Origin of the sequence: Sphingobacterium bovistauri, from assembly GCF_020295405.1 — a bacterium.
Taxonomy (GTDB): Bacteria; Bacteroidota; Bacteroidia; order Sphingobacteriales; family Sphingobacteriaceae; genus Sphingobacterium; species Sphingobacterium bovistauri.
This window is the reverse complement of record NZ_JADEYP010000005.1, coordinates 101,706-124,279: the sequence shown is the minus strand read 5'-3', so window position 1 is coordinate 124,279 and position 22,574 is coordinate 101,706. Positions and strand designations below refer to the sequence as shown.

12 protein-coding genes are annotated in these 22,574 nt (G+C 35.6%); 6 read left to right on the top strand and 6 right to left on the bottom strand.

Annotation, left to right across the window (positions count from 1 at the left end; translation table 11 throughout):
* Nucleotides 1–15: 15 nt before the first annotated feature.
* Nucleotides 16–3,045, bottom strand: a complete 3,030-nt coding sequence (locus IPZ78_RS04455; RefSeq protein ID WP_225551740.1) for a tetratricopeptide repeat protein — start codon at nucleotides 3,043–3,045, stop codon at nucleotides 16–18.
* 332 nt (nucleotides 3,046–3,377) lie between these two features.
* Between IPZ78_RS04455 and IPZ78_RS04450 the strand changes: the two genes are divergently transcribed.
* Entirely contained in the window at nucleotides 3,378–5,378 is a 2,001-nt protein-coding gene (locus IPZ78_RS04450) for a site-specific recombinase (RefSeq protein WP_225551738.1), read from the top strand.
* 19 nt (nucleotides 5,379–5,397) lie between these two features.
* Here IPZ78_RS04450 and IPZ78_RS04445 read toward each other — a convergent pair whose 3' ends face one another.
* The gene (locus IPZ78_RS04445; protein ID WP_225551737.1) at nucleotides 5,398–6,336 is read right to left on the bottom strand and encodes an aspartate carbamoyltransferase catalytic subunit; all 939 of its coding nucleotides are present in this window, start codon (nucleotides 6,334–6,336) and stop codon (nucleotides 5,398–5,400) included.
* 27 nt (nucleotides 6,337–6,363) lie between these two features.
* On the bottom strand, nucleotides 6,364–6,909 hold the full coding sequence (pyrR, locus tag IPZ78_RS04440) for a bifunctional pyr operon transcriptional regulator/uracil phosphoribosyltransferase PyrR (protein ID WP_225551735.1): 546 nt from the start codon (nucleotides 6,907–6,909) through the stop codon (nucleotides 6,364–6,366).
* A 400-nt stretch (nucleotides 6,910–7,309) separates the two neighbouring features.
* On the opposite strand from pyrR, the gene IPZ78_RS04435 reads away from it, so the two are divergent.
* The 4 genes from IPZ78_RS04435 to IPZ78_RS04420 all read left to right on the top strand — a co-directional run bounded on the left by IPZ78_RS04435 (nucleotide 7,310) and on the right by IPZ78_RS04420 (nucleotide 12,620).
* The gene (locus IPZ78_RS04435) at nucleotides 7,310–7,519 is read left to right on the top strand and encodes a hypothetical protein (RefSeq protein ID WP_225551734.1); all 210 of its coding nucleotides are present in this window, start codon (nucleotides 7,310–7,312) and stop codon (nucleotides 7,517–7,519) included.
* Between the two features lie 18 nt (nucleotides 7,520–7,537).
* Entirely contained in the window at nucleotides 7,538–9,658 is a 2,121-nt protein-coding gene (locus IPZ78_RS04430; RefSeq protein ID WP_225551733.1) for a fimbrillin family protein, read from the top strand.
* 688 nt (nucleotides 9,659–10,346) lie between these two features.
* Nucleotides 10,347–10,550: a hypothetical protein gene (locus tag IPZ78_RS04425; RefSeq protein WP_225551732.1), complete on the top strand. Its 204-nt coding sequence runs from the start codon at nucleotides 10,347–10,349 to the stop codon at nucleotides 10,548–10,550.
* 18 nt (nucleotides 10,551–10,568) lie between these two features.
* Complete coding sequence (locus tag IPZ78_RS04420; RefSeq protein WP_225551731.1) at nucleotides 10,569–12,620, top strand: hypothetical protein; 2,052 nt, start codon at nucleotides 10,569–10,571, stop codon at nucleotides 12,618–12,620.
* Between the two features lie 446 nt (nucleotides 12,621–13,066).
* Here IPZ78_RS04420 and IPZ78_RS04415 read toward each other — a convergent pair whose 3' ends face one another.
* On the bottom strand, nucleotides 13,067–16,096 hold the full coding sequence (locus IPZ78_RS04415; RefSeq protein WP_225551730.1) for a glycosyltransferase family 117 protein: 3,030 nt from the start codon (nucleotides 16,094–16,096) through the stop codon (nucleotides 13,067–13,069).
* 762 nt (nucleotides 16,097–16,858) lie between these two features.
* Between IPZ78_RS04415 and IPZ78_RS04410 the strand changes: the two genes are divergently transcribed.
* Entirely contained in the window at nucleotides 16,859–17,815 is a 957-nt protein-coding gene (locus IPZ78_RS04410) for a ribose-phosphate pyrophosphokinase (protein ID WP_225551728.1), read from the top strand.
* A 76-nt stretch (nucleotides 17,816–17,891) separates the two neighbouring features.
* On the opposite strand, the gene IPZ78_RS04405 is transcribed toward IPZ78_RS04410, so the two are convergent.
* Nucleotides 17,892–21,290 (bottom strand): family 16 glycoside hydrolase, encoded by a 3,399-nt coding sequence (locus tag IPZ78_RS04405; protein ID WP_225551727.1) that lies wholly within the window; start codon nucleotides 21,288–21,290, stop codon nucleotides 17,892–17,894.
* A gap of 12 nt (nucleotides 21,291–21,302) precedes the next feature.
* The gene (locus IPZ78_RS04400) at nucleotides 21,303–22,568 is read right to left on the bottom strand and encodes a Gfo/Idh/MocA family oxidoreductase (RefSeq protein ID WP_225551725.1); all 1,266 of its coding nucleotides are present in this window, start codon (nucleotides 22,566–22,568) and stop codon (nucleotides 21,303–21,305) included.
* Nucleotides 22,569–22,574: the final 6 nt, after the last annotated feature.

Genomic DNA, 22,574 nt, shown 5'->3' with positions numbered 1-22,574 from the left:
ATTTCCTATTTCTTGTTATTTCAATTTTTGTAAACGTTCCTTCGCAATTTTCAAAACATCATCTTTATCATTTTCATAATTCTCAATGACACTTTCTAATGTTGCTTTCGCTTGGAACTTATCGCCTTTACCCACATATGCATCAGACATCAAAATAAAGCCTTTCGCTACCCAATAGTCATACGACGAAAAGGTACTTGAAATATCAAACGCTGATTCAATAGCCTTATCATATTGCTTAGCTTTCAATTGTTGTTCTGCTACCAAATAACGAGCCTCAGCACCTGTTTCTGTTTTTGATTTCAACGCCGCTAGATTCAACTCTTTAGTAGCATCAGCTGCTTTATTTTGCTTAGCAAAAGCCTTTGCAGCATACAAATGAGCTAATGCAATATCTTCTTCAGATGATTTTTCATAACCTTTAAGAATATTTGCATAATTCAACGTCTCTGTGACATCGCCGATATTGTAATAAGAAATCAGAAGATTTTTGATTGCAAAACCATAATTTTCTTTGTATTCAGAAGTCAACTCGAGCTTTTTCAAAACTTGAACAGCTTCATTGTAGGACTTATTACGTAGGTGTAATTTTGCAACGCTAATCAGTGTCTTCTCTGTATATTCAGAAGTCCAATCATTCATTATAATATTGAAATCATGAAGCGCCTCTTTATCTTGTTTTAACTGCGCGTAACTTTCCCCGCGAATAAAACGAGCAAACTTTTCGTTGATTGGCTTAGGGAATTTATCAAAATATGCATTTACAGCTTCTACTGCTCCTTGATAATTGCCACGATCGAATAGATTACGTGCTATGCCGAAAGTGTGTGAATCTTGTTCTGCCTGTGAAAGGTTACCAATATTAGTTGAAGTCGCATAACGGATATAGCCCGAAGCATCGCCTTTATCCAAATAAATATTTTCAATAGAACGGATAGCTTGTTTAGCCTCATCAGTAGTCGCATATTGACTTACTACTCGCTCGAATGTCTGTCTTGCCGCGTCTGTATTATCTTGATTGTATTGTACTAAACCAATTGTCAATAAAGCACGAGGCACATACGAACTACGAGGATATTTTTCAACCATAGTTTGCAAACCACCGATAGCTTTATCATAATCATTCATCAAGAAATATGTGTATGGAATCTCAAATGCCACATCATCAGCATAATTTGATTTCGGATATTTAGCTATTACAGAGTTCAATGTCGCTATTTTTGCATCATTATTTCCTTGCAATCCTTGTATAATTCCTCTTTGGAACAATGCATAATCTTGACTTTGTGCATTTGAACTAATCAATCTGTCGTAATAAGACATTGCACGACCATAGTTTTTCGTGGCAAAATATGAATCTGCTAGACGTGCGATAGCATCATTCTTGGTATTTAACTCAATACCATCTTTACCTCCTCCAGCTAAGAAACGTTCAAAATAATTCGCAGATGTATTAAAGTTATCATTTCTAAAAGCGGCATACGCTAATGCATAGTTTGCATAATGGTAAACATCTGTCTTGCGCGCTGCTGGTAGTTGAATGAATTTATTAAAGTTTGCTACCGCTTCCTTGTATTTACGAACTTCATACATTGCTTCTGCTTTCCAGTAGGTTGATAAAGCATAAATTTCTTCATCGTAGCGATTGGCTTCCGAACGCATAAACATAGAGATACCATTTTCGAAGGCCCGCTCATTATAAAACTCCAATCCGCGATAGTAGGTTACTTTTTGATACGCTGCTTTAGCCTCTTTACTTGTCAATGGGAATGACTCTAAGACATCGACAGCATTACGATAATTTTTCGTACTCAACAATACTTCAGCAAGTAATGTTTTCGCTTCCTCATTACGTTTATTGTCTTTATACGTCGCCAAATATTCCTGTACCGCATCTAAAGCCACTTGATGGAATTCTAGTTCATATGACAACTTTGCATAATTGAACAAACCTTCTTCTTGCAACTGTGGATCAAAGTCCAATTTAGAAGCTTTGAAGAAAGCATTACGTGCACTTTGCTTATTTCCTGTTTTGATAAATGAATCCCCTAAAGTGATCATTGCACTTTGGTAATACTCATCAGCATCAGTTAATTTTTCAAGCTCAGTGATAGCTTTTCTGTAATCAGACAATTTATATGCTATATAACCGATTTGGTAGCTATCTTGGTTATTCTGCGTTTTACCTTGATCTTGTGATTGGAACTTATCGTAATATTCTTTTGATTTTGCTAAGTCACCTTTAATAAAGTAAGTAGCCCCCAATATTCGAAACATCTCTGTTTCATATTGTTGCTTTGTTGTTTGCAAAATAGGCAATGCATAGCCTAGCACATCATCATAGCGTTTGTCTAAGAAATATAATGCCGTGATATAATATGGATAAGTAGTCTCAAAAGTCTTAGATCCATTCAAACGTTCGAATTCATTAAGTGCTGTTTTGTATTCTGCATCTAGATAACACAGATAAGCATAGTAATAAATCGAAGCTTCTTGGTATTCACTATTTTCATCTTTAAGTTTTTCAAATAAAGGTTTTGCCGATTTATAATCGTTAGTCATAAATTGTGCGTACCCTAACTTAAAACGGTACTCTATATTTTCAGCTCCAGCAAGATTTTTACTCTCGATTTTAGTGAACCATTCTATTGCTTTGGTATAGTCCTTTTTAGCATAATACGAACGACCGATTTGAAAATAGGCTGCCTTCGAGTTCGCACTTGACGGATAGTCCTTAATATATTTCAGAAAACGCCCCTCAGCATCCGAATCTCCTAATTCTAGTGCACAGACTGCCTGATAGAAACGTACGCCCTCTTTAATTAACGTCAATTCTTCCGTTTCATCAAGCTGCAAAGTTGACTTCGTACGCAGCTCTTCGACTTTATCAAATTGTTTGGCAGCAGAACTAAACTTTCCACGCTCATATAACTCCAAACCATTCTTATAAGCCCTATTAATATCTTGCCAAGCTGTTTGTTGACCAAATACTGGAACTGCCATCAAGCTCAATGCAACACCCAATCCGTAAATTTTCTTGTACATAATGGTGTATTTCTTATATCTAAATTTCTAAAAATCAAAAAGAATAGTACCTGTTAAGTGTGACATGCGGACACTACTCTTCAGTCTACTAAATTAGTAGTTCAAAATCAAGTTTTCCTCAAAAGTTGTTAACATCTGTTGATAAACTACATTTATAACGCCAATATTACGATCAAGAGGGATATTTATTGAAATTTTAACATTTTTTCACATTAGTAAATATAATTTCCGTCCCCTACTCAAATTAAAAACAAACAGAAAATTGTATGTTCCAACTGAAAAGTGTAATTTATTCCTTGCTACAAAAAAATATAGACAGACATATAGACTAGATGACGGAACTAAAACATGAAATCACACAATTATTTGAGAAGTCTATACATCAGCATATTGATGGTTTAGATTTTTTGATAGAGCTTGTTAATATATTTAGAAAAAACAAAAACTCACTATTATTAGACATTACTGAACTAATTGAATTACTGGAATTTGACTACACTTATAAATCTTTACTTATTTCAAAAATTTCGTCTTTAGAGCTTAAAAAACGAGATTTCGATCAAATCATTTCTGATGTAGGTATTATCAATTATAACGACTTTCTGTACGAGGTCAAACGAAGGCTGATAGCTAAAGTCATACCGCATCAAGCTCCTCCAGAATCTTTAGAATTTGTACTTAATCAAATTTTCTATGCACGCACAGATTCTCAGTGGATACAACACATTCCTGACGAACAGATTGTTCGCTTAGTCAATTTATTAGGCGGAGCTAATGTTTATGCGGACAACAGCAACAACCATCCAATTTCTGAAATACTCTATGGACTTGAAGTATTAACACAGCGTGCGTCTGGTCGTGCAATGGAAGCAGATGTAAGTAAGATGACTCCTGAATATCGAAACTTTGACAATCCATTCATTGGATTACTACAGGAAATGGACGGAATAATTCAATTTATTCGTACACAAAACCAACCGTACCTAGAGAGCTCGGATATAAATTATAAGCAGATAAATATTCTATTACAGCAATGCGACAAATATATAGACGATGCATTTGGAAATTCACAAAAGCTAGGTATCTCTATGAAAGTAAACCAATCTTTATTGCGCTTACGTCAACAATTAGGTCGCATCAAAGAAATTTTACCTTACCTAATTCTTGATGATCCAAGCAAAGGAACTGAGCAGACCATTGCTTTCATCAAAAAATTAATTAGTATTAATTCGAACAAAACAGATGTTAGTACGCTCATCAATGAAAGCACCCAATCTATCGCTTATGAAATTACCCAACATACAGCTCAAACTGGTGAACATTACATCACCTCATCCAGAAAAGAATACATTAATATGTTTTGGTCCGCCTGTGGCGGTGGCTCTATTGTTGCAGTATTGTGTATCATAAAGGTACTGATGGCCAAAGCAGACACCAGTATATTCGGACACGCTGTCTTATACAGTTTAAACTATGCATTAGGTTTCACCGCTATTTATTTGCTAGGCTGTACACTAGCGACCAAACAACCAGCTATGACCGCTTCTGCCCTCGTCAGTGCTTTGGAACGAAAGACAGAAAGTAAAGAAGAACGTAATTACAAATATTGGTCTTTTGCCAATTTCTTTTCCCAAGTATTCAGATCCCAATTCATCGCATTCGTAGGCAATGTAATTCTTGCATTTCCGATTGCAATGTTATTAATATGGGGAATTGACACATTATTTTCCTACAATATAGCATCTACAAAATGGAGGGGATTAATTACTGATTTAGACCCTATAGACTCTCCTGCAATAGCACACGCTTCCATAGCGGGTCTATTTTTGTTTCTTTCGGGAATAATTGCTGGTAGTGTTGCCAACAGAGATAAATATAATTCCCTGTACTATCGCATGGAACAGCACCCTATTCTAAAAAAAATATTTGGAAAAGAAAAAACTAAAAAAATTGCGAATTGGTACAAAAAGAAATGGGCTGGTGTGATATCGAATATTTGGTTTGGTATATTCATGGGAATGACCGGATCCATAGGAATATTCTTAGGGTTAAATATTGATATACGTCATATCACTTTTGCTAGTGGCAATTTAGCTTTAGGCATGTATGGAAGTGACTGGAGAGCCCCAAATGACATGATTATTTGGGGGATTTTAGGGATAGGTGTAATAGGTTTTGTCAATTTCATTGTCAGCTTTACCCTATCGCTAATACTAGCCTTCCGTGCCCACAAATTAAAACTATATGAATTAGCATTAGTTAGTAAGGCTATATGGGCCTTATTCTTACTTAGCCCACTACAATTCTTTTTCCCTCCAAAAAAAGAAGGTTAAAAAAAGAGAGGTTAACACCTTAACCTCTCTTTCCTGCTAGCAAGTATAAAACCGCCATTCGCACCGCAACACCATTTTCTACTTGGTCGAGAATAATAGAATGCGAGCTATCTGCCACATCCGATGTAATCTCTACACCTCTATTAATCGGACCTGGGTGCATAATTGTTATTTCTTTATCAAGAGAATCCAATATCTCTTTATTTAAACCATATAGCATGGAATATTCACGTAATGATGGGAAATATGCGATATCTTGACGCTCCAATTGAATGCGCAACATATTTGCCACATCACACCAATTCAACGCCTTCATCAAATCATGCTCCACCTTCACTCCCAATGAAGTGATATATTTTGGGATTAAAGTCGTAGGTCCGCAAACCATTACTTCCGCACCTTGCTTTTGCAAACACAAAATATTTGAAAGAGCTACACGCGAGTGTAGAATATCACCAATGATAGCCACCTTACGTCCGGCTACATCACCATACTTCTCCCGAATAGAAAATGAATCTAATAATGCTTGTGTTGGATGTTCATGAGCCCCATCTCCTGCATTCACGATTTGTGCGTCTACATGCTTACTCAAAAACACACCAGCCCCCGCATATGGATGACGCATTACGATCATATCAACTTTCATTGCTAAAATATTATTGACAGTATCAATCAACGTCTCCCCTTTACTTACCGAAGAAGAAGAAGCAGCAAAATTGATGGTATCGGCTGAAAGTCGTTTTTCTGCTAATTCAAAAGATAGACGTGTACGGGTAGAATTTTCGAAGAATACATTGGCAATAGTGATGTCTCTTAGCGAAGGAACTTTCTTGATCGGACGATTCAAGACATCCTTAAAATTTGCTGCTGTATCTAAAATTAATTGAATGTCATGCTCAGTTAGGTCTTTGATGCCTAATAGGTGGCGTGTACTTAACTGTTCTGTTGTTGTTGGCATTGTTAACTACTATTTTCGCTGAAAAAATTATTTCTTGTCCGTAATCAATACGATACTATCCTCCTCATCGACCTCTTCCCAACTCACAATTACCTTTTGAGAATCGATAGAATCGACTTGTATACCGATATAATCTGGTTGAATAGGTATCTGTCTTGAGAATCGGCGGTCTACCAAACATAAAAGCTCTATACGCTCTGAACGACCAAATGCTTGGATAGCATCCATAGCTGAACGAATAGTACGACCAGTCCAAAGCACATCATCGACAAAAATCACATTCTTACCTTCCACAATAAAATCAATCTGTGTACTGTTAGCAAGTAAAGGTGAATTTCCCTTCAGACGAAAATCATCACGAAAAAATGTAATATCTAATATACCCGCATCCACATCTTTGCCTAAAAGCTCTTTCAGCTCCTTGGCTATACGATTAGCCAAAAAAGTACCTCGGGGCTGAATACCGATAATTGCTGAATTCGAGAAATCTCCGTGATTTTCAATCAATTGTTGACACAATCTTTTGATTGTAATTTGAAACTTAGGACCGTCTAATAAAATCGATTGTTTCATTATAGGATTATTTGTACAAAAATAACCTTTTTAATCCATAACTGAAATAGAAAAAACCTTAAGGCAATCGAATTTGCCACCAATCGCCTATTATATAACCCATTAATTGTCTTAAAAACTAGCACCTCAAAATATCATTACCAGTAATAAAAACAACAAAACATATTTTCCCACAACCCCATTTGAGTTAACAAAACAAAAAGTAAAAGAAACACTACGATCTCAATAATATAATACATTTCATTTTACAAAAATAAATTAATCATAATATAACTTTGTAAAACACATTTAGCCACCACATTTAGTATTATACCGACATATCAAATTACAGCTACAACAAACTCGGTTATACAGCGATCAGCAAACAATATAGTCGTTAAAATTAAAATATTATATTAACATGAAAAATAACAACACGATTAGATACAATAAGAACAATGAAAAAATTCCATTGAAGCAATACTTTGCGCCAACAATTCAAGTTACACTATTTGAAATTGAGAATTCTATAGCAACAGCTTCAACACAAGGAATAATTGGAAATGCGCCAACTGATATCCAGGTAGAAGATTGGACTAAAAAAGAAGATACAGAATTTTTTGATTTTTAATTTCACATATCATTCAAAATGAACAATATTTTTAAACATATAAAACTATCTCTATTTGCCGCCTTTGTTGTATTTGCAGGCAGTTGTTCAAGAGATAAAAATGAATTTGATGCCCAAAATGGAGAAATGACCGTAACATTTAATGTTAGCGGCATCGAAGATTCAAAGAGCCAATCCCCTGAACCAATCCGAATTGCCAGCACTAACAAGAATTTAATGCAGGAAATTTCAAACGAAAATTCCGATGGCATAAAAGTATCAACAACGTTTAATAACGAAGTTGGATTTACAGTAGATGCCATTGCTGAGCAAACCTCAATTGGCAAGGGTATTAGTACCGCTGATAACGGGCTATCTTTAAAAGAAAGACTGAATAAAAGTGCAAATAGCACTCGCGTTGCAGCGAACATGGCTAATGGTCGCACGTACAGAATATTAATTTATAAAAATAATTCTACTACTGTTTGGAAAACTTTTGATGGCACCGTAGGAACTGCTATTAAATTTGATGTCACCAAAGGAGATTCATTTCAATGGGTAGCCTACTCTTATAATGAAGATCAGCCATTACCCGCTATAGCTGATTTGCAAAACCCTACTGTAGAAGCTCTCACTGACAAAGACTTATTGTATGCACAAGGAACATTAATTGTACCAACTGGAACCCCTACAGGAAACATAAAAATGTATCCTATAGCAATCCTTTTTAAGCATAAGATGACAAAAGTTACTGTTAAAATTGACGCAGTAAATCTGGCGTTGTATGCACAAATAAGAGGTATAAAAGTTCAGTTTCTAGATCAAAACAACTTCAAAAAAGCAACTTTTAATATTAAAGATAATACATTTTCAAATATTCAGACGGTTCCTGTTAGCCAAATATTAGATGCCACAACGCCTACAAATGACACTTGGGAATATAGCTACTATACTGTTGACCCGTCTGTATTAAGTCAGTTTCAAATTCAAGTTACAGATCTTCCTGTTACATTCAAATCGGTAGATCCGTCAATTGCTAGCCTTAACTTAGCAACTTTTACCAATGCCAATTTTCCTGTTGTTAGAGACATCAAATTCACGTTTAACTACACTAATCCAGCTATAGGTAATGAATTAATAGCGAAAGTAGGATTATCGTACACACTACCTTCGAAACGTATATTTCATGTTTCTAATAATACAACATATGCCTATTCATTTCAAGAGGGACCTGCGTGGAGAATGATTAGTGATCTTCGCAATTTCGGCAACTTGGATAATAGTCTAGTAAGAATGGCTCCATGGGATCCAACCACTCCAAGTAAAGGAGTATGGAAAGGTGGTAATTTTAACACAGATGATAAAACAGAAAACTGGCTTTTAGCTAACTCAGCTGCAGCTACTCTTCTTGCAAAAATTGAACCATCAGACGCTAGCAAAAGACCCGACATAATCATATTCGCTTACGATCAGGTATCTTTACCAACCACAGTTAGTGATGCACTTCTTCGATTTGTAAATGCTGGCGGTGTCTTTATTTGGATGAATGAATTTCATGATCCAACTATCCCATTATTTTTAAATAAATTGTTTGGTACAGATCAACCTTTAGTAGCTGACAACCCAATCAAAGTACATGGGTTTGGTGATGGCGGAGCTATGTATCGATTGCTAAGCAAAACAGACGGCATAGCGGATGGTAATCGTGTATTAGATGGTCCTTTTGGTGATGCTAGAGGTAAGTTGTGGGGAGAAGACGCTTCCGTAACGCATGGAGTAACAGGATTACCACTTAATAAAGTAGAGATATATTCCTATGGTCAAGCAGTTAACAGACTCCCTAATGCGACAAATGCATCTTATGTTACGATGTTTAGACATACGGAAAAAAACTTCTTTTTCTTAGGTGATGGTGGATTAATTTCTTACGATGGAGCCGTCTCACCAACAGCCTGCCCTTTTGATTACAATCCTACTACCGCTAGACCTATACCAAAATTATTCGGTAATCTATACATACCCCCTGCTAGTGATCCAAGACCTCGTTACAACGAAAGAAGTGATTATGCATATAATGGAATCATCGCAGGAAACATTATGCTGTGGGCAGGTGAACTTGCAGAATTTAACGGTATAACGCCATGGAGGTATAGACCATAAGATTTTAAAAAAAGGTTAAAAGAAGAAGGTTCTGTTTTCAACAAACAGAACCTTCTTCTTTTAATACAAAATATATTAAAGCGAACCAAATACCTCCCTAATTAAAATCAGAACAAATCATTGAATCTTAAACCCCATTATATTTAACAAACAATCTTCAATACAAACCAATATAGTAATGTATAAAATTCCTTTATCCATAAGCAAATGAGAACTCCTATCAATTGCTGATATACCCTTTTATTTTTTTCAAGAAACTTAATCAATAAAAAACATTGCGTTATAAAAGAAATATTTACAAAAATAACAATCAAGCATCCCGAATAATGACAAATCACTTTTCTAAAAACAAGCGTTAAACACACTATACTCGACACAAACATACTACCAACAGCACAAAAAGAGCCATCTCATTTTTTTAAAAAAACGCAAAACAAAAAAAAATATTTTTACAAAAAGAAAAAATCAATGTAATTGTAAAGCCACAAGTTAAATAAAATAAAGGCAGAATTGAATACGAGAGATTTAACTCATCCATACCTTTGACCCAACAATAGTTAAGAATAAAATCTTAACTAGAAAGTAAACTTACAGCTACACAAACAGCTTTCTATTATAATTTATCTTTTTAAGTAAAAGCACGAAAACTGACAATTTGAGCAGAAACGATGCGAAATATTATATCAAAATGAGAGAAAATAATACTATAAAAACTGGAAATGAGTATATTGCATTAAAAAAATACCTCACTCCAACAATGCATGTTGCATTGTTTGAAATTGAAAATTCTATAGCAACTGCTTCTACACAAGGAATAATTGGAAATGCTCCAACAGATATTCAGGTAGAGGATTGGACTAAAAAAGAAGACACAGAATTTTTTGATTTTTAATTTCTTATTTTACTGAAAATGAACAATATTTTTAAACACATAAAGCTATCCATATTTACTGCATTCATCTTATTTTCAAGTAGTTGCTCTAAAGACAAGGATGAATTTGGATCCGAAGATGGCGAAACAACCGTTTCATTTACCGTTACTGGTATAGAAGATTCAAAATCTCAATCACCCGACCCTATTAAATTAGCAAGTCTAAACACACAATACTCAAGTGATGGTCAAGAAACTGTTTCAGTAAGTACCACCTATACTAATGAGGTTGGATTTACCGTAGATGCTATTGCTGAACAAACTTCAATTGGAAACGGTATATCCTCTTTTGATAACAAGACATCACTAAGGGACAAAATAAAAAATAGAACAACAAGGAAAACTGCAGCGAATATGACCCCAGGTCATACTTATCGTATATTGTTCTATAAAAACAATTCCCCAACTGTCTGGAAAACTTTCGATGGCACCGTCGGGACTCCTATTAAATTCGACGTATCCAAAGGTGATTCCTATCAATGGATAGCCTACTCTTATAATGAAGATCAGCCATTACCCGCTATAGCTGATTTGCAAAACCCTACTGTAGAAGCTCCTATTAACAAGGATTTATTACATGCACAGGGCACCTTAAATATACCTACAGGTACTCCAACAGGCAACATCAAAACTTATAATGTCCCAATTTTATTTAAGCACAAAATGACAAAAGTAACTGTCAAAGTAGATGCTACTAAATTGGGAATGTATGCTACAGTAAACGGAATTAAAGCACATTTTATAGATCAAAATAATTTTAAAAGCGCAACATTTGATGTTAAGCAAAACTCATTTTCTAACTTACAGAATGTTCCAGTAAGTCAATTTTTGGATGCAAACGCAGTCAATCCATCAAACACTTGGGAGTTTAGCTATTACACAGCTGATCCATCCATAATGGATGAATTCGAAATTAAAGTATCCCATCTTCCAGTCACTTTCAAGTCAGTAGATCCATCTAAAGCATCAATAAACTTAGCGACCTTTACTAATGCTAATTATCCAGTTGTGAAAGATATCAAATTTCTATTCAAATATACATCACCTACTTATGGCGATGAACTTATTGCTAATGTTGGACTTTCCTATACATTACCTTCAAAACGAATACTTCATGTTTCTAGTGGTGGTGTATGGGGTTACGCGATGGAACGAAATGCACCTTGGAAAATGCTTAGTGATCTACGCAATTTTGGAAACCTAGACAACAGTTTAGTTAGGATGGTGCCTTGGGATGCAGCAACACCTAGCAAAGGTGTGTGGATAGGGGGCACTGCGACTGACAATACAGCAAACTATGTAAATGCTAATACTACAGCGACTATTTTAGCCAAACTTAATCCAACAGACGCGACACTTAGACCTGATATTGTGATATTTGCGTTCGACCAGCTTACCTACACTACAGCACTCCAAGATGCAATCGTGAACTATGTAAATGCTGGTGGAATTTTTATATTGATGAATGAATACATCCACCCTACAGGGGTTGGTGCATTACTAAACAAACTATTCGCACTTCCCACAGGTACGATTACACCTAGATTCCTATCAACATCTGGGGCTATGTATCCACTTTTAAATGTTAATGACAGAGTCTTAAATGGCCCTTTTGGAGATGTTAGAGGTAAGTATTGGGGTGAGGACAGTTCAACCTCAGTTGGTCTACTTGGTGTCCCAAGCAGTGAGGTAACTATCTATTCTTACGGACAGGCGATCAACAGAGCAGATGACGTTACAGACGCTATAACACCTTCAATGTTTAGTCATAAGACAAAAAACTTTTTCTATCTAGGAGACGGCGGTTTGACGGCCTATGACGGAGGCACATCCTCTACTGCATGTCCCTTTGAATTTGATGCAACGACAGGCAGACCTAAGGCAAAACCATATGGAAACGCTTATAGTCCAAAAAATTATGTTGCTAGAAGTCAAGATGCTCAAAATAGTATCATAGCAGGAAACCTAATGCTATGGGCAGCAGAACTAGCAGAATTTAAAGGCATTAGACCATGGAGATATAACCCATAGCCTAGTTAACAAAAGCTTTAATAAAATAATATAAGGTCCTGTATAATTGTATACAGGACCTTATTTATTATTAAGACAAACGCCTATTGGATTAATCACCCAAACCTATCAAATAGCACGATATTTAAATCTATTATTCCAAGATATATAAGCGTCTAAATATAACATGTGCTTCTACCAATCCTATTAAACTACCATAATATAAACACTCAGTACACAAACCAAGAAGAAGCAGACACCTAGCTGCTCATTGTAATCAAATACATGAACAGAATAATAATAAATAACTGAGCAATATCATAGACTATATTTAATTAGCAATAATATTAATCGTATCTCATCGTCAACAAAAAAGGTGCATTAGCCTTATTTATCGCTAATGCACCTTTTTATATAAAAATTAAAAGTCTAGTTTATGTAAACACTAGATAGATTTAATAAATAGCTTATTCCTCTCCAAAGAAATAGCCGTATTTTTTCCAAAGCTCATCTGATGCCTTTTTAACATCCGCATCCTTATATTGCTCTGCTAACATTTTAATTCGTTGCATTCCAACTAAAGCTAAACGAACATTACGCTCAGCAGATATATCTTTTATGTATTGATTACCTTCAAAATACTGCATATTATCTTTTATGTAAGATAAATTACGTAATGCAATCTCTTTAGCCTTTGCAGACTCTCCTGTTTGGTACATGGCATCCAATAACGGAATATAACTCATAGCTTCGCTCATTTGAAAAATCCTTTTAGGAAGATTGTCATAAGCCTTCATCACTACATTGTGTGCTTCTTTTTTCTTACCGTCATTTAATAAATTTTGAGCTGTCTCACCAAATATCGAACTCAAATAAAACGTCAAATAACGATACGTATCTGGATCCAAATATTTAGCATTTCCAATATTGCCCCATTTATATTTGTTCATTATTTTGTCATACACTGAATCTGTATCCTGTATAGCACCCTGCTCCGCATCTTGAACTTTTGTATCAACAGGAATTAATCGCAAAGCAAATCCCTCAGATATTAAGTACTTATCCAATCCCAAATAATACTGCTGTGGAGTTGTTGTTGTAAAGTAAATTGGACGCTTCCAATTATTATTAGCTAATACAGACAACACAGAAAGTTCTGCACGTGAAACATACCCCATTGGATATACGAAACTCAAAGAATCGGCTATTGAATCTTTAAACATGGTCGGAACAGCATTATTCGCTAACACCGCTTGCTTGTCAATATTCAACTTTAAATTTTTAGTAGGCAAAATATTTACACTTTCACCTGACTGCGTTTGCATTTTGTTTTCAGCATCATCCGACAACATCACCTGCAAAGCATCACTAACCTCAATATTTCCTGGGATATTGTAATCGTAATAATAAATAACATCACGAACACCATCCTTGATTTTCTCTGGATCGATATTGATAGGTAACGCATCTGCATCGTTGACTTTTTTCATCATTTGACGCATATACCAATCCGAAGACAATAAACTCAAATTTACCACTCTTACATCTGTACGAATACCTTCTACCTCTTGGAGATACCACAATGGATAGGTATCATTATCACCATAAGAGAATAAAATTGCATTAGGTGCACAAGATTCTAAATAATTCTGTGCCATGTCACGAGATAATAATTTTTCTGATCTATTGTGATCATCCCAATTTTGTGAAGCAAATAAGACTGGAGCAGCTAATAAACCTAATGCTGTAACACCTATTGCAGCAGATTTTGCGTTTACTTTTTTTGATACAAAATCCCAAATTGCAATTACTCCCAAACCAATCCAAATAGAGAAAGCGTAGAACGAACCCGCATATGCATAGTCACGCTCACGTGGTTGTAGTGGATTTTGATTGAGATACAGCACTATCGCCAAACCAGTAAAAAAGAATAATAACATAACCACAAGTGCATCACGCTGATTTTTTCCAAAATGCCAATATGCACCTATTAGACCTATAATTAATGGTAGGAAGAAATAGGTATTGCGCGAAGGGTTACTCTTTTCAGACTCTGACAAATTGCTTTGACCACCCACAAATGTATTATCGATAGGCTTGATACCTGAAATCCAATTTCCCTCTAGCACAGACCCATGCCCCTGTACATCATTCTGTCTACCTACGAAATTCCACATGAAATAACGGAAGTACATATGGCCAATTTGATAGCCAAAGAAAAATTTTAAATTATCTGAGAAAGTAGGCTGTTCTTCAGGGCCTAAACCAAGATACTGTCTATAAAAACTAGCATGCTCTGCCCTATCACTATATATTCGTGGGAATACAGTCTCTCTATCATATGTGTAATTTGTTTTCTTACGAGCTACTACATATTTATCATTATCCTTACGATAAACATTACCCGCATCAAAAGCATCAGTCGGCTTAGCATCAAAATACTTACCCTTGAATAATGGTTCATCTCCATACTGTTCACGATTCAGGTAACTTAAAAATGTAAATACATTATCAGGATCAGAATTATTCAATGTCGGGTCAGCTTTCGCCCTAATCGTAATCATAGTAAATGAGCTATATCCAAAAATGATAAAACCCAATGACACAAGAGCAATATTCAAAATAGGCTTAACTTTCTTAATAGAATACCAAATACCAAATACTAGACCACCAACTACCAATAAAGCAAAAAATGCAACACCTGTACCAAATCCTAAGCCTAATGAATTCACAAATAATAAATCTGTAAATGCAGCAAACTTGATTAAATACTGGATCACACCCCATAAAATAAATCCTAATATTACAACCCCGATTAAGAATGCTTTGAAAGCACCTCCTTTCGTTACCTCCTTTGTTTTTCTAAAATAAACGACTAACGCTATCGCTGGAATAACTAATAAATTCAACAAGTGAACACCTATAGAAAGTCCCATCACGTAGGCTATTAATATCAACCAACGATCAGCTCCCTCTTCATTAGCTCGCACTTCCCACTTTAAAATCGCCCAGAACACAACTGCCGTACACAAAGAAGACATGGCATATACTTCAGACTCTACCGCTGAATACCAGAATGTATCTGTAAAAGCATATCCTAATGCACCTACTAAACCTGCGCCCATCACTACAATAGTCTGCGTAGGATTTAAAGTATGCGATAAATCAGCATTACCAAGAAATATCTTTCTCCCTAAAGCTGTAATTGACCAAAATAAAAATAGAATAGTTAAACCCGAACTGACAGCAGAACCAACATTCATCCAAAATGCGATTTGTGATTTATCACCCATAGCCATGTTAGAGAATATGTTTTGAATCATTAAAAATAGAGGCGCACCAGGTTGATGCACAATCTGCATCTTATATGCAGATGCGATAAACTCTCCACAGTCCCACCAGCTAGCTGTACGTTCAGCAGTAACGACATAAACAAGTGTAGCTACGACAGCACAAAGCCATCCAAGCAAATTGTTAATCTTATTATAATTCATCATATATGTTAATTGCATTATTGATCTACAACTAAGTAAAATTTAATACTGAAATATTTATACTTAGCCTTATCTAGGTTAAATGATTACAAACCTGCTTCGAAAATAAGGAATACATTTCTACTAATGAATAAATAAATAACATTTTAACACAGTTTAGTACTTTTTACCCAAACTAAAGCCTTTTCGAAAAATATCAAAAAAAATATTCCCTTGAAAATCAAGCAAAATAGACTCTATAAGCAAAAAAAATTTGACGGGTTCAAAAATCAGCGTATATTTGCATCATCAAACGATGAAACAGGGACACATAAAGTTTGGTAATGTTTGTCCGATAGTATAAGGGTAGTACGACAGTTTTTGGTACTGTTTGTCTTGGTTCGAATCCAGGTCGGACAACAAAAAGGAGTTACAAATTGTAACTCCTTTTTTTATTTTAAAATATTTTATTTTTTATTTGAATCTTTAATTTTAGTTTTTATCTTTGCACAGCAGTTGAAAAAACAAGGTTTAAATCTAGCATTTTGATTGTATGATTGTCCGATAGTATAAGGGTAGTACGACAGTTTTTGGTACTGTTTGTCTTGGTTCGAATCCAGGTCGGACAACAAAAAGAGAGTTATATAAATAACTCTCTTTTTTCTTTATATACCAATCCAACAACTTAATTTCTATAGTTTTATTTCTTATTATAGTCTTTTTATTTTCAATTTCATTTATCTAACTTTGTGCATCATTCACAAAACATATAAATACTACAACACCATGCCTTTGCAATTTAACACGGTTAAATTATTTGCAGGTTCAGGAACGCAAGAACTAGCAGAAAAAATCGCCCAGTCGTACGGGAAAGCTTTAGGAGAAAAAACACTATCTAAATTTAGTGACGGCGAAATTCAACCGTTCTACAATGAATCTGTAAGAGGAAGTGACGTATTCCTAATCCAATCGACCAACCAACCTACCGACAATCTTTTTGAATTATTATTGATGATTGATGCAGCGAAGAGAGCTTCAGCTCACTATATTACTGCTGTAGTTCCTTATTTTGGATTTGCTCGTCAAGATCGTAAAGATAAGCCTCGTGTAGCTATTGGCGCCAAAATGATTGCAAACTTGATTACCGCTGCTGGTGCAAGTCGTATTATGACAATGGATTTGCATGCTGCTCAGATACAAGGTTTCTTTGACATTCCAGTAGATCATTTGGATGGATCGGTTATTTTTGTCCCTTACATCAAATCGTTGAATCTTCCTAATTTAACAATAGCATCTCCTGATATGGGTGGTTCATACCGCGCGCGTACTTTTGCTAAATTCTTCAATGCGGAAGTTATCATTTGTGACAAGCGTCGTAAACGTGCTAACGAAATCGAATCAATGTCTATTATAGGTGATGTAACAGGTCAAGACGTTGTGTTAATTGATGACATCTGTGATACAGCAGGTACTCTATCAAAAGCAGCAGCTTTGATCATGGAAAATGGCGCTAATTCTGTTAGAGCAGTTTGTACACATGCCGTATTGTCGGGGAAGGCTTACGAAACTATTGAAAATTCGGTTTTAGCTGAAATGATTGTAACAGATACAATTAAATTAGACGCTGAAAAAGCTAAAAACTCAACTAAAATTAAAGTCTTGTCTACAGCAGATTTATTTGCAAAAGCGATAAAAAGTGTGAATCAACACTCATCAATTTCTGATTTATTTGATGTAGATTAATCGATCATATTTTATAAAAAATAAGAAACCCCAATTACTAAAGTAATTGGGGTTTCTTTATTAACCACTTTTGAGATTAAAGCTGTTTCACACGAATATTTCTGAAGAAAACTTCAGTACCGTGTCCTAAGAACCCAATATGGCCTTTTGTTTGCTTCAATCCAGGATGATCCTTCTTGTCTGCAGTTCCATTTTTAGATGCTTCCTTAATATCACCGTCAACAATCACTTTACCATTCAATGTTACTTTGATTTTAGATCCTTGAACACGGATCTCTTGCTGATTCCACTCCCCCATAGGCTTTAATGCACCGCGTTTTGATGCAATGATACCATATACCGAACCGTGATATTGATAAGGTTTTAGATTTTTGTAAACATCCGCATCATCATCCAATACTTGAATTTCGTGACCTAAGTAGGCAGCATCCCCTTCAATCGGCGTACGAATACCTACACCGTTATTTGCACCCGGAGTCAATTTGAACTCAAAACGGTATACAAAATCTCCATATTGCTCTTTCGTATATATGTTTTTACCAAATTTAGCATCTGGATTTGATCTTAAAGAACCTTCTGAATCGATTTCATATGCTGGTGACTCAGTCCATTTATTCAAGTTTTTACCATCGAATAACATCTCAAATCCTTCTTTTTTCTCTTGCTCATTCAACGTAAACGTTACTTTACGAGGAATTTCCTTGATATAAATATCGCGGTACCACACTCTCGAGCCGTGAGCTTGCAATTCAATTTGTTCAATTGGAAAAATCGGTTGACTACGATCCCAGAAATTTTCTAAAGTAACGTTGTCAACAACTTTTTCACCATTCAACCATACCCACACTTTCTCTCCTACCATACGAATTTTCATGTTATTCCATTCGCCTAGTGGATTATCTGCTACTTTAGAAGGTTTCGATTCATTTTTTTGATTATTGTATAAACCACCAGAACCTACTTGAGCACCAACATTAGTACGCGAGATATCCCACATTTGTACTTGAGGTGTTCCTCTCAAATATACACCTGCATCTGGTTCTTTACCATTTTTGTCTAATTTCCAATCTAATATCAACTCGAAATCAGCATATTGTTTTTGTGTAGCAATATTTTGACCATGACCCGAAAACACCAAACTTCCGTCTTCTGCTGCCCATGTGTTATTCATAGCTTTATCCGCCTCTACTTGTTTTGAGGCAAGTTCTTTCGCAGACATTTGGGCACGTTTAATTGGGTTTTCAACCAATCCTTTCCAACCTGTCAAATCTTTACCATTAAACATAGAAACGAAACTTTCACCTTTTGGCATTTCTGCCAAATGACGAACAATAGCCTCACGCAAATAGGAGCTTTCACTACCTGAAAGATTGTTCATAGCGCTCTCCAACCAATTACGAACATCTTTACCGATAAAGTCTTTATTATCCGAAGCTATATTCATCACCACATCAGTAGCCACCCCTTTAAGATCTTTATCATTTAGATATTTACTCGCAAAAGCTAAAGCAGAATATGTATTTGTAGATTTTAAACTTCCTAATGCGGTATTCTTTTGTTTGTTGTTTTGCGCAAAAGCAAAAGCATCTTTCAACAAAATTGTTTTTTGATCATTATTAACCGAACTCGCATTCAATTGCTTAACGAAACCGTCGAATACTGTACTAAAAATTGAGGGCTCCTTTTCTGTACGCAATAATTCAGTCAAAGCATCTAATGAAGATGGATTTGACCAACTTGCCAATGATTTAATAGCCTCGGCACGTAATGGGTTATCCTTACCAATATAATTCTTAACTGTTTGTAGTGCTTCTACGCTACCTTCACCAGCAAAAACTGGGAAATAACGCACTGAAGATGGAGCTAAAGATCTCGAAATATTTGCAGAAAGTTTCTTCACAATACTTTCTTTAGCTGTATTGTTTTGCAAAGCTACAATAGCGGCTTGTTGTGCTAATTTCACTTCACTATCACTTGCCTTACCTAACAACTCTGCTATGGTATCAAAATCACTATCTTTTACCACATTAGGTAATGCGACAAACGCTGCACTTCTTACTGCCGGACTACCACTATTAATCAATTTGAAAATCTCTGCCGAAGAATTCTCATTTGATCTTTTTGATAGTACATCTAATAATGCCAATTGTGACTTCTCGTCTGTGGTCGCTAATAAACTATTTACTACATTAATCGTATTACTATCTTTAGACGTTAACAATAAAGCTTTTAGTGTTGCTAATTCTTTATCCGATGCTGAACTCAATTGTTTAACAACGAAAGCTGTATTACCTCCCTTTGTCAAAGCTGACAATGTATTGTAGGCTGCAATGCGAGATTCTTCTGTTTTGATTTTTGGAAGTCCTTTTTCTAATACTTTTATAGATGCCGATGCATCTTTAGTTTTCAAAAAATTCAAGACACTTTCTTGCGCTTCTGGATTTAATTTCACCAAAGAAGAAGCAATTTTCTTCATTTCTGAAGCTGATGTGCCTTTACTTAGCAAACCTAAAGCTACGTTTCTCAAAACAGCATTATTATCATTTGTAAGCTTTAATAAATTCTTACGCTGTTTCTTAGGATCTAAGCGCCCCAAAAGTTCTAAAGCTGCAACTTTAGCTCCTATACCTTTATCAGCAGAAGCTTCTGTATATACACGTGAAGCAATTGAAGTAGCTAATTTTGAATCACCGTTCTTCGCTAGATTATTAGCATACTCTAACAGTAGTGCAGCAACATTTGTTCTATCAAAACCTAGATCTACAGACTTTGCTTTAGCATAAAGCGTATCATAAGATTTTGCTGTACCTAATTTACTTAATGCGGAATAAGCATTTCGTTGAAAATTGTCAGACTGGTACGTTTTTATTAATTCTAAAATACGGTCTTCGGCTTCCGAATTTTTCACTTCACCTAAAGCACCGATGATAGCCGTGGCAGTCTTTTCTGTGACATTGCCAGCTAACGCTTTATTTAGAGCAGAAGATGACTCTTTGGTATGTATGGCACTTAGTACACGAGCAGCCTTTTCTGCCAAATATTCGTCCGTCAAATAAGACGATACTTTCTCTATGGCTTCATTTTTAGCACAGAATTTCAATAATTCCAATGCATACCCTTTGTTGTCTTTATCTTTTAATTTATCCAAAGCCAACAAAATACCTTTTACATATTTCTCGCGAACAGCTTCTTTACCAGATTGCATGACATAAAAGGCATAAGAATTAGTAGCGTATTCAATAGTCGCATTATCTTGTCCCTGTGGGCGTAATTTTGACAATAGTTGAGCTACATCTTCTGAAGTGAAGTTTTCTAACTCTCCCATCGCTAAGAGAAATTTACCCTGCTCAGCTGCAGGCTGCTGTGCCAACACATCAGCGATTTTAGTTTCTGCTGTACGTCCAGCAGGTTGTTGGGCGTATGATGCTGTTTGCAACAGCAATAATATAGATATCGTATTAAAAATCTTTTTCATCGGAGAATAAAATTACATAGTCCAAGGACCTCTCATTGGTTGATTAATTAATCTATTTGCCGCTTCATCATTTACAAACTCCTGTTTGTCAGAATCAAAGTGCAAAGTTCTGTTTAGACGTAATGCCGCTAACCCTAAATTCACCAACGTACAAGAATAGTATCCATTCTCCTCATTCAATGCAAATTTTTCACGTGTACGAACAGCCTCAACAAAATCAGTCATTTGTGCTGCGGGTTCAGGATATTGTGCTAGCTTACGTTCCAAATCAGGAATATCGGATTTGAATCCTCTAAATAATTTTCCTTTTGGTCCTTCTATATATGCTTTTCCGACTTCAGTACCTTCTCCATCCAATATGATTTGACAACCATCGGCATAAGTATATGTTATTTTACGCCAAGTCCCTACGGCATCAGAATGCTGTTGAGGTGCATCAACTTCAATTTTTATTGGACTTTCATTATCTTTTCCTAAGAAATACTGAACTGGATCCAAATAGTGTTGTCCCATATCACCAAGACCACCACCATCATAATCCCAGTAACCACGGAAAGTAGTATGTACACGGTGATCACTATAAGGTTTGTATGGTGCTGGGCCTAACCACATTTCATAATCCAATTCTTTTGGAGCTTGTTGAACTGGTAAATTTTCTTTACCTACCCAATAAAACTTCCAATCAAAACCTGTATGTTTACTAATTGTAACTTTCAAAGGCCAGCCTAACATTCCTGTATCAACTACTTTCTTGATTTTCTTCACTGGTACATTCATACCATAAAAATTGGAATCAAATCTAAACCAAGTATTCAATCTGAAAATATTGCCGTGTTGAGCCACTGCTTCTTTTACCTTTTTACCTTCTCCAATAGTACGAGTCATTGGTTTTTCACACCAAATATCTTTACCAGATCTTGCTGCTTCTAATGCCATAAGACCATGCCAATGTGGAGGTGTAGCGATATGAACGATATCTACTTCTGTATTTTGTATTAAGTCTCTAAAATCATGATGTTCTTTAATTCCTCCACCTAAAGCCTTTTGAGCTAGGGCTAGATGTCTCGTATCTACATCACAAATAGCTACAGTTTTTGTACCTGCATAACCAAAGTGACCTCTTCCCATAGAACCTACTCCAATCACTCCTTTTGTAAGATGATCGGAAGGAGCCAAATACCCTTTACCCAGTACGAATCTTGGGACGATAGTAAAGGCAGCAGCTCCAATCAATGATTTCTTTATAAAATCACGTCTTGAAGAATTTTGTTTGTCCATATCTTA

What these genes read in the sequence shown, in the direction of transcription:
- IPZ78_RS04455 (WP_225551740.1), bottom strand. Translation starts at nt 3,045, where the DNA reads ATGTACAAGAAAATTTACGGATTGGGTGTTGCATTGAGCTTGATGGCA.
- IPZ78_RS04450 (WP_225551738.1), top strand. Translation starts at nt 3,378, where the DNA reads ATGACGGAACTAAAACATGAAATCACACAATTATTTGAGAAGTCTATA.
- IPZ78_RS04445 (WP_225551737.1), bottom strand. Translation starts at nt 6,336, where the DNA reads ATGCCAACAACAACAGAACAGTTAAGTACACGCCACCTATTAGGCATC.
- pyrR (WP_225551735.1), bottom strand. Translation starts at nt 6,909, where the DNA reads ATGAAACAATCGATTTTATTAGACGGTCCTAAGTTTCAAATTACAATC.
- IPZ78_RS04435 (WP_225551734.1), top strand. Translation starts at nt 7,310, where the DNA reads ATGAAAAATAACAACACGATTAGATACAATAAGAACAATGAAAAAATT.
- IPZ78_RS04430 (WP_225551733.1), top strand. Translation starts at nt 7,538, where the DNA reads ATGAACAATATTTTTAAACATATAAAACTATCTCTATTTGCCGCCTTT.
- IPZ78_RS04425 (WP_225551732.1), top strand. Translation starts at nt 10,347, where the DNA reads ATGAGAGAAAATAATACTATAAAAACTGGAAATGAGTATATTGCATTA.
- IPZ78_RS04420 (WP_225551731.1), top strand. Translation starts at nt 10,569, where the DNA reads ATGAACAATATTTTTAAACACATAAAGCTATCCATATTTACTGCATTC.
- IPZ78_RS04415 (WP_225551730.1), bottom strand. Translation starts at nt 16,096, where the DNA reads ATGATGAATTATAATAAGATTAACAATTTGCTTGGATGGCTTTGTGCT.
- IPZ78_RS04410 (WP_225551728.1), top strand. Translation starts at nt 16,859, where the DNA reads ATGCCTTTGCAATTTAACACGGTTAAATTATTTGCAGGTTCAGGAACG.
- IPZ78_RS04405 (WP_225551727.1), bottom strand. Translation starts at nt 21,290, where the DNA reads ATGAAAAAGATTTTTAATACGATATCTATATTATTGCTGTTGCAAACA.
- IPZ78_RS04400 (WP_225551725.1), bottom strand. Translation starts at nt 22,568, where the DNA reads ATGGACAAACAAAATTCTTCAAGACGTGATTTTATAAAGAAATCATTG.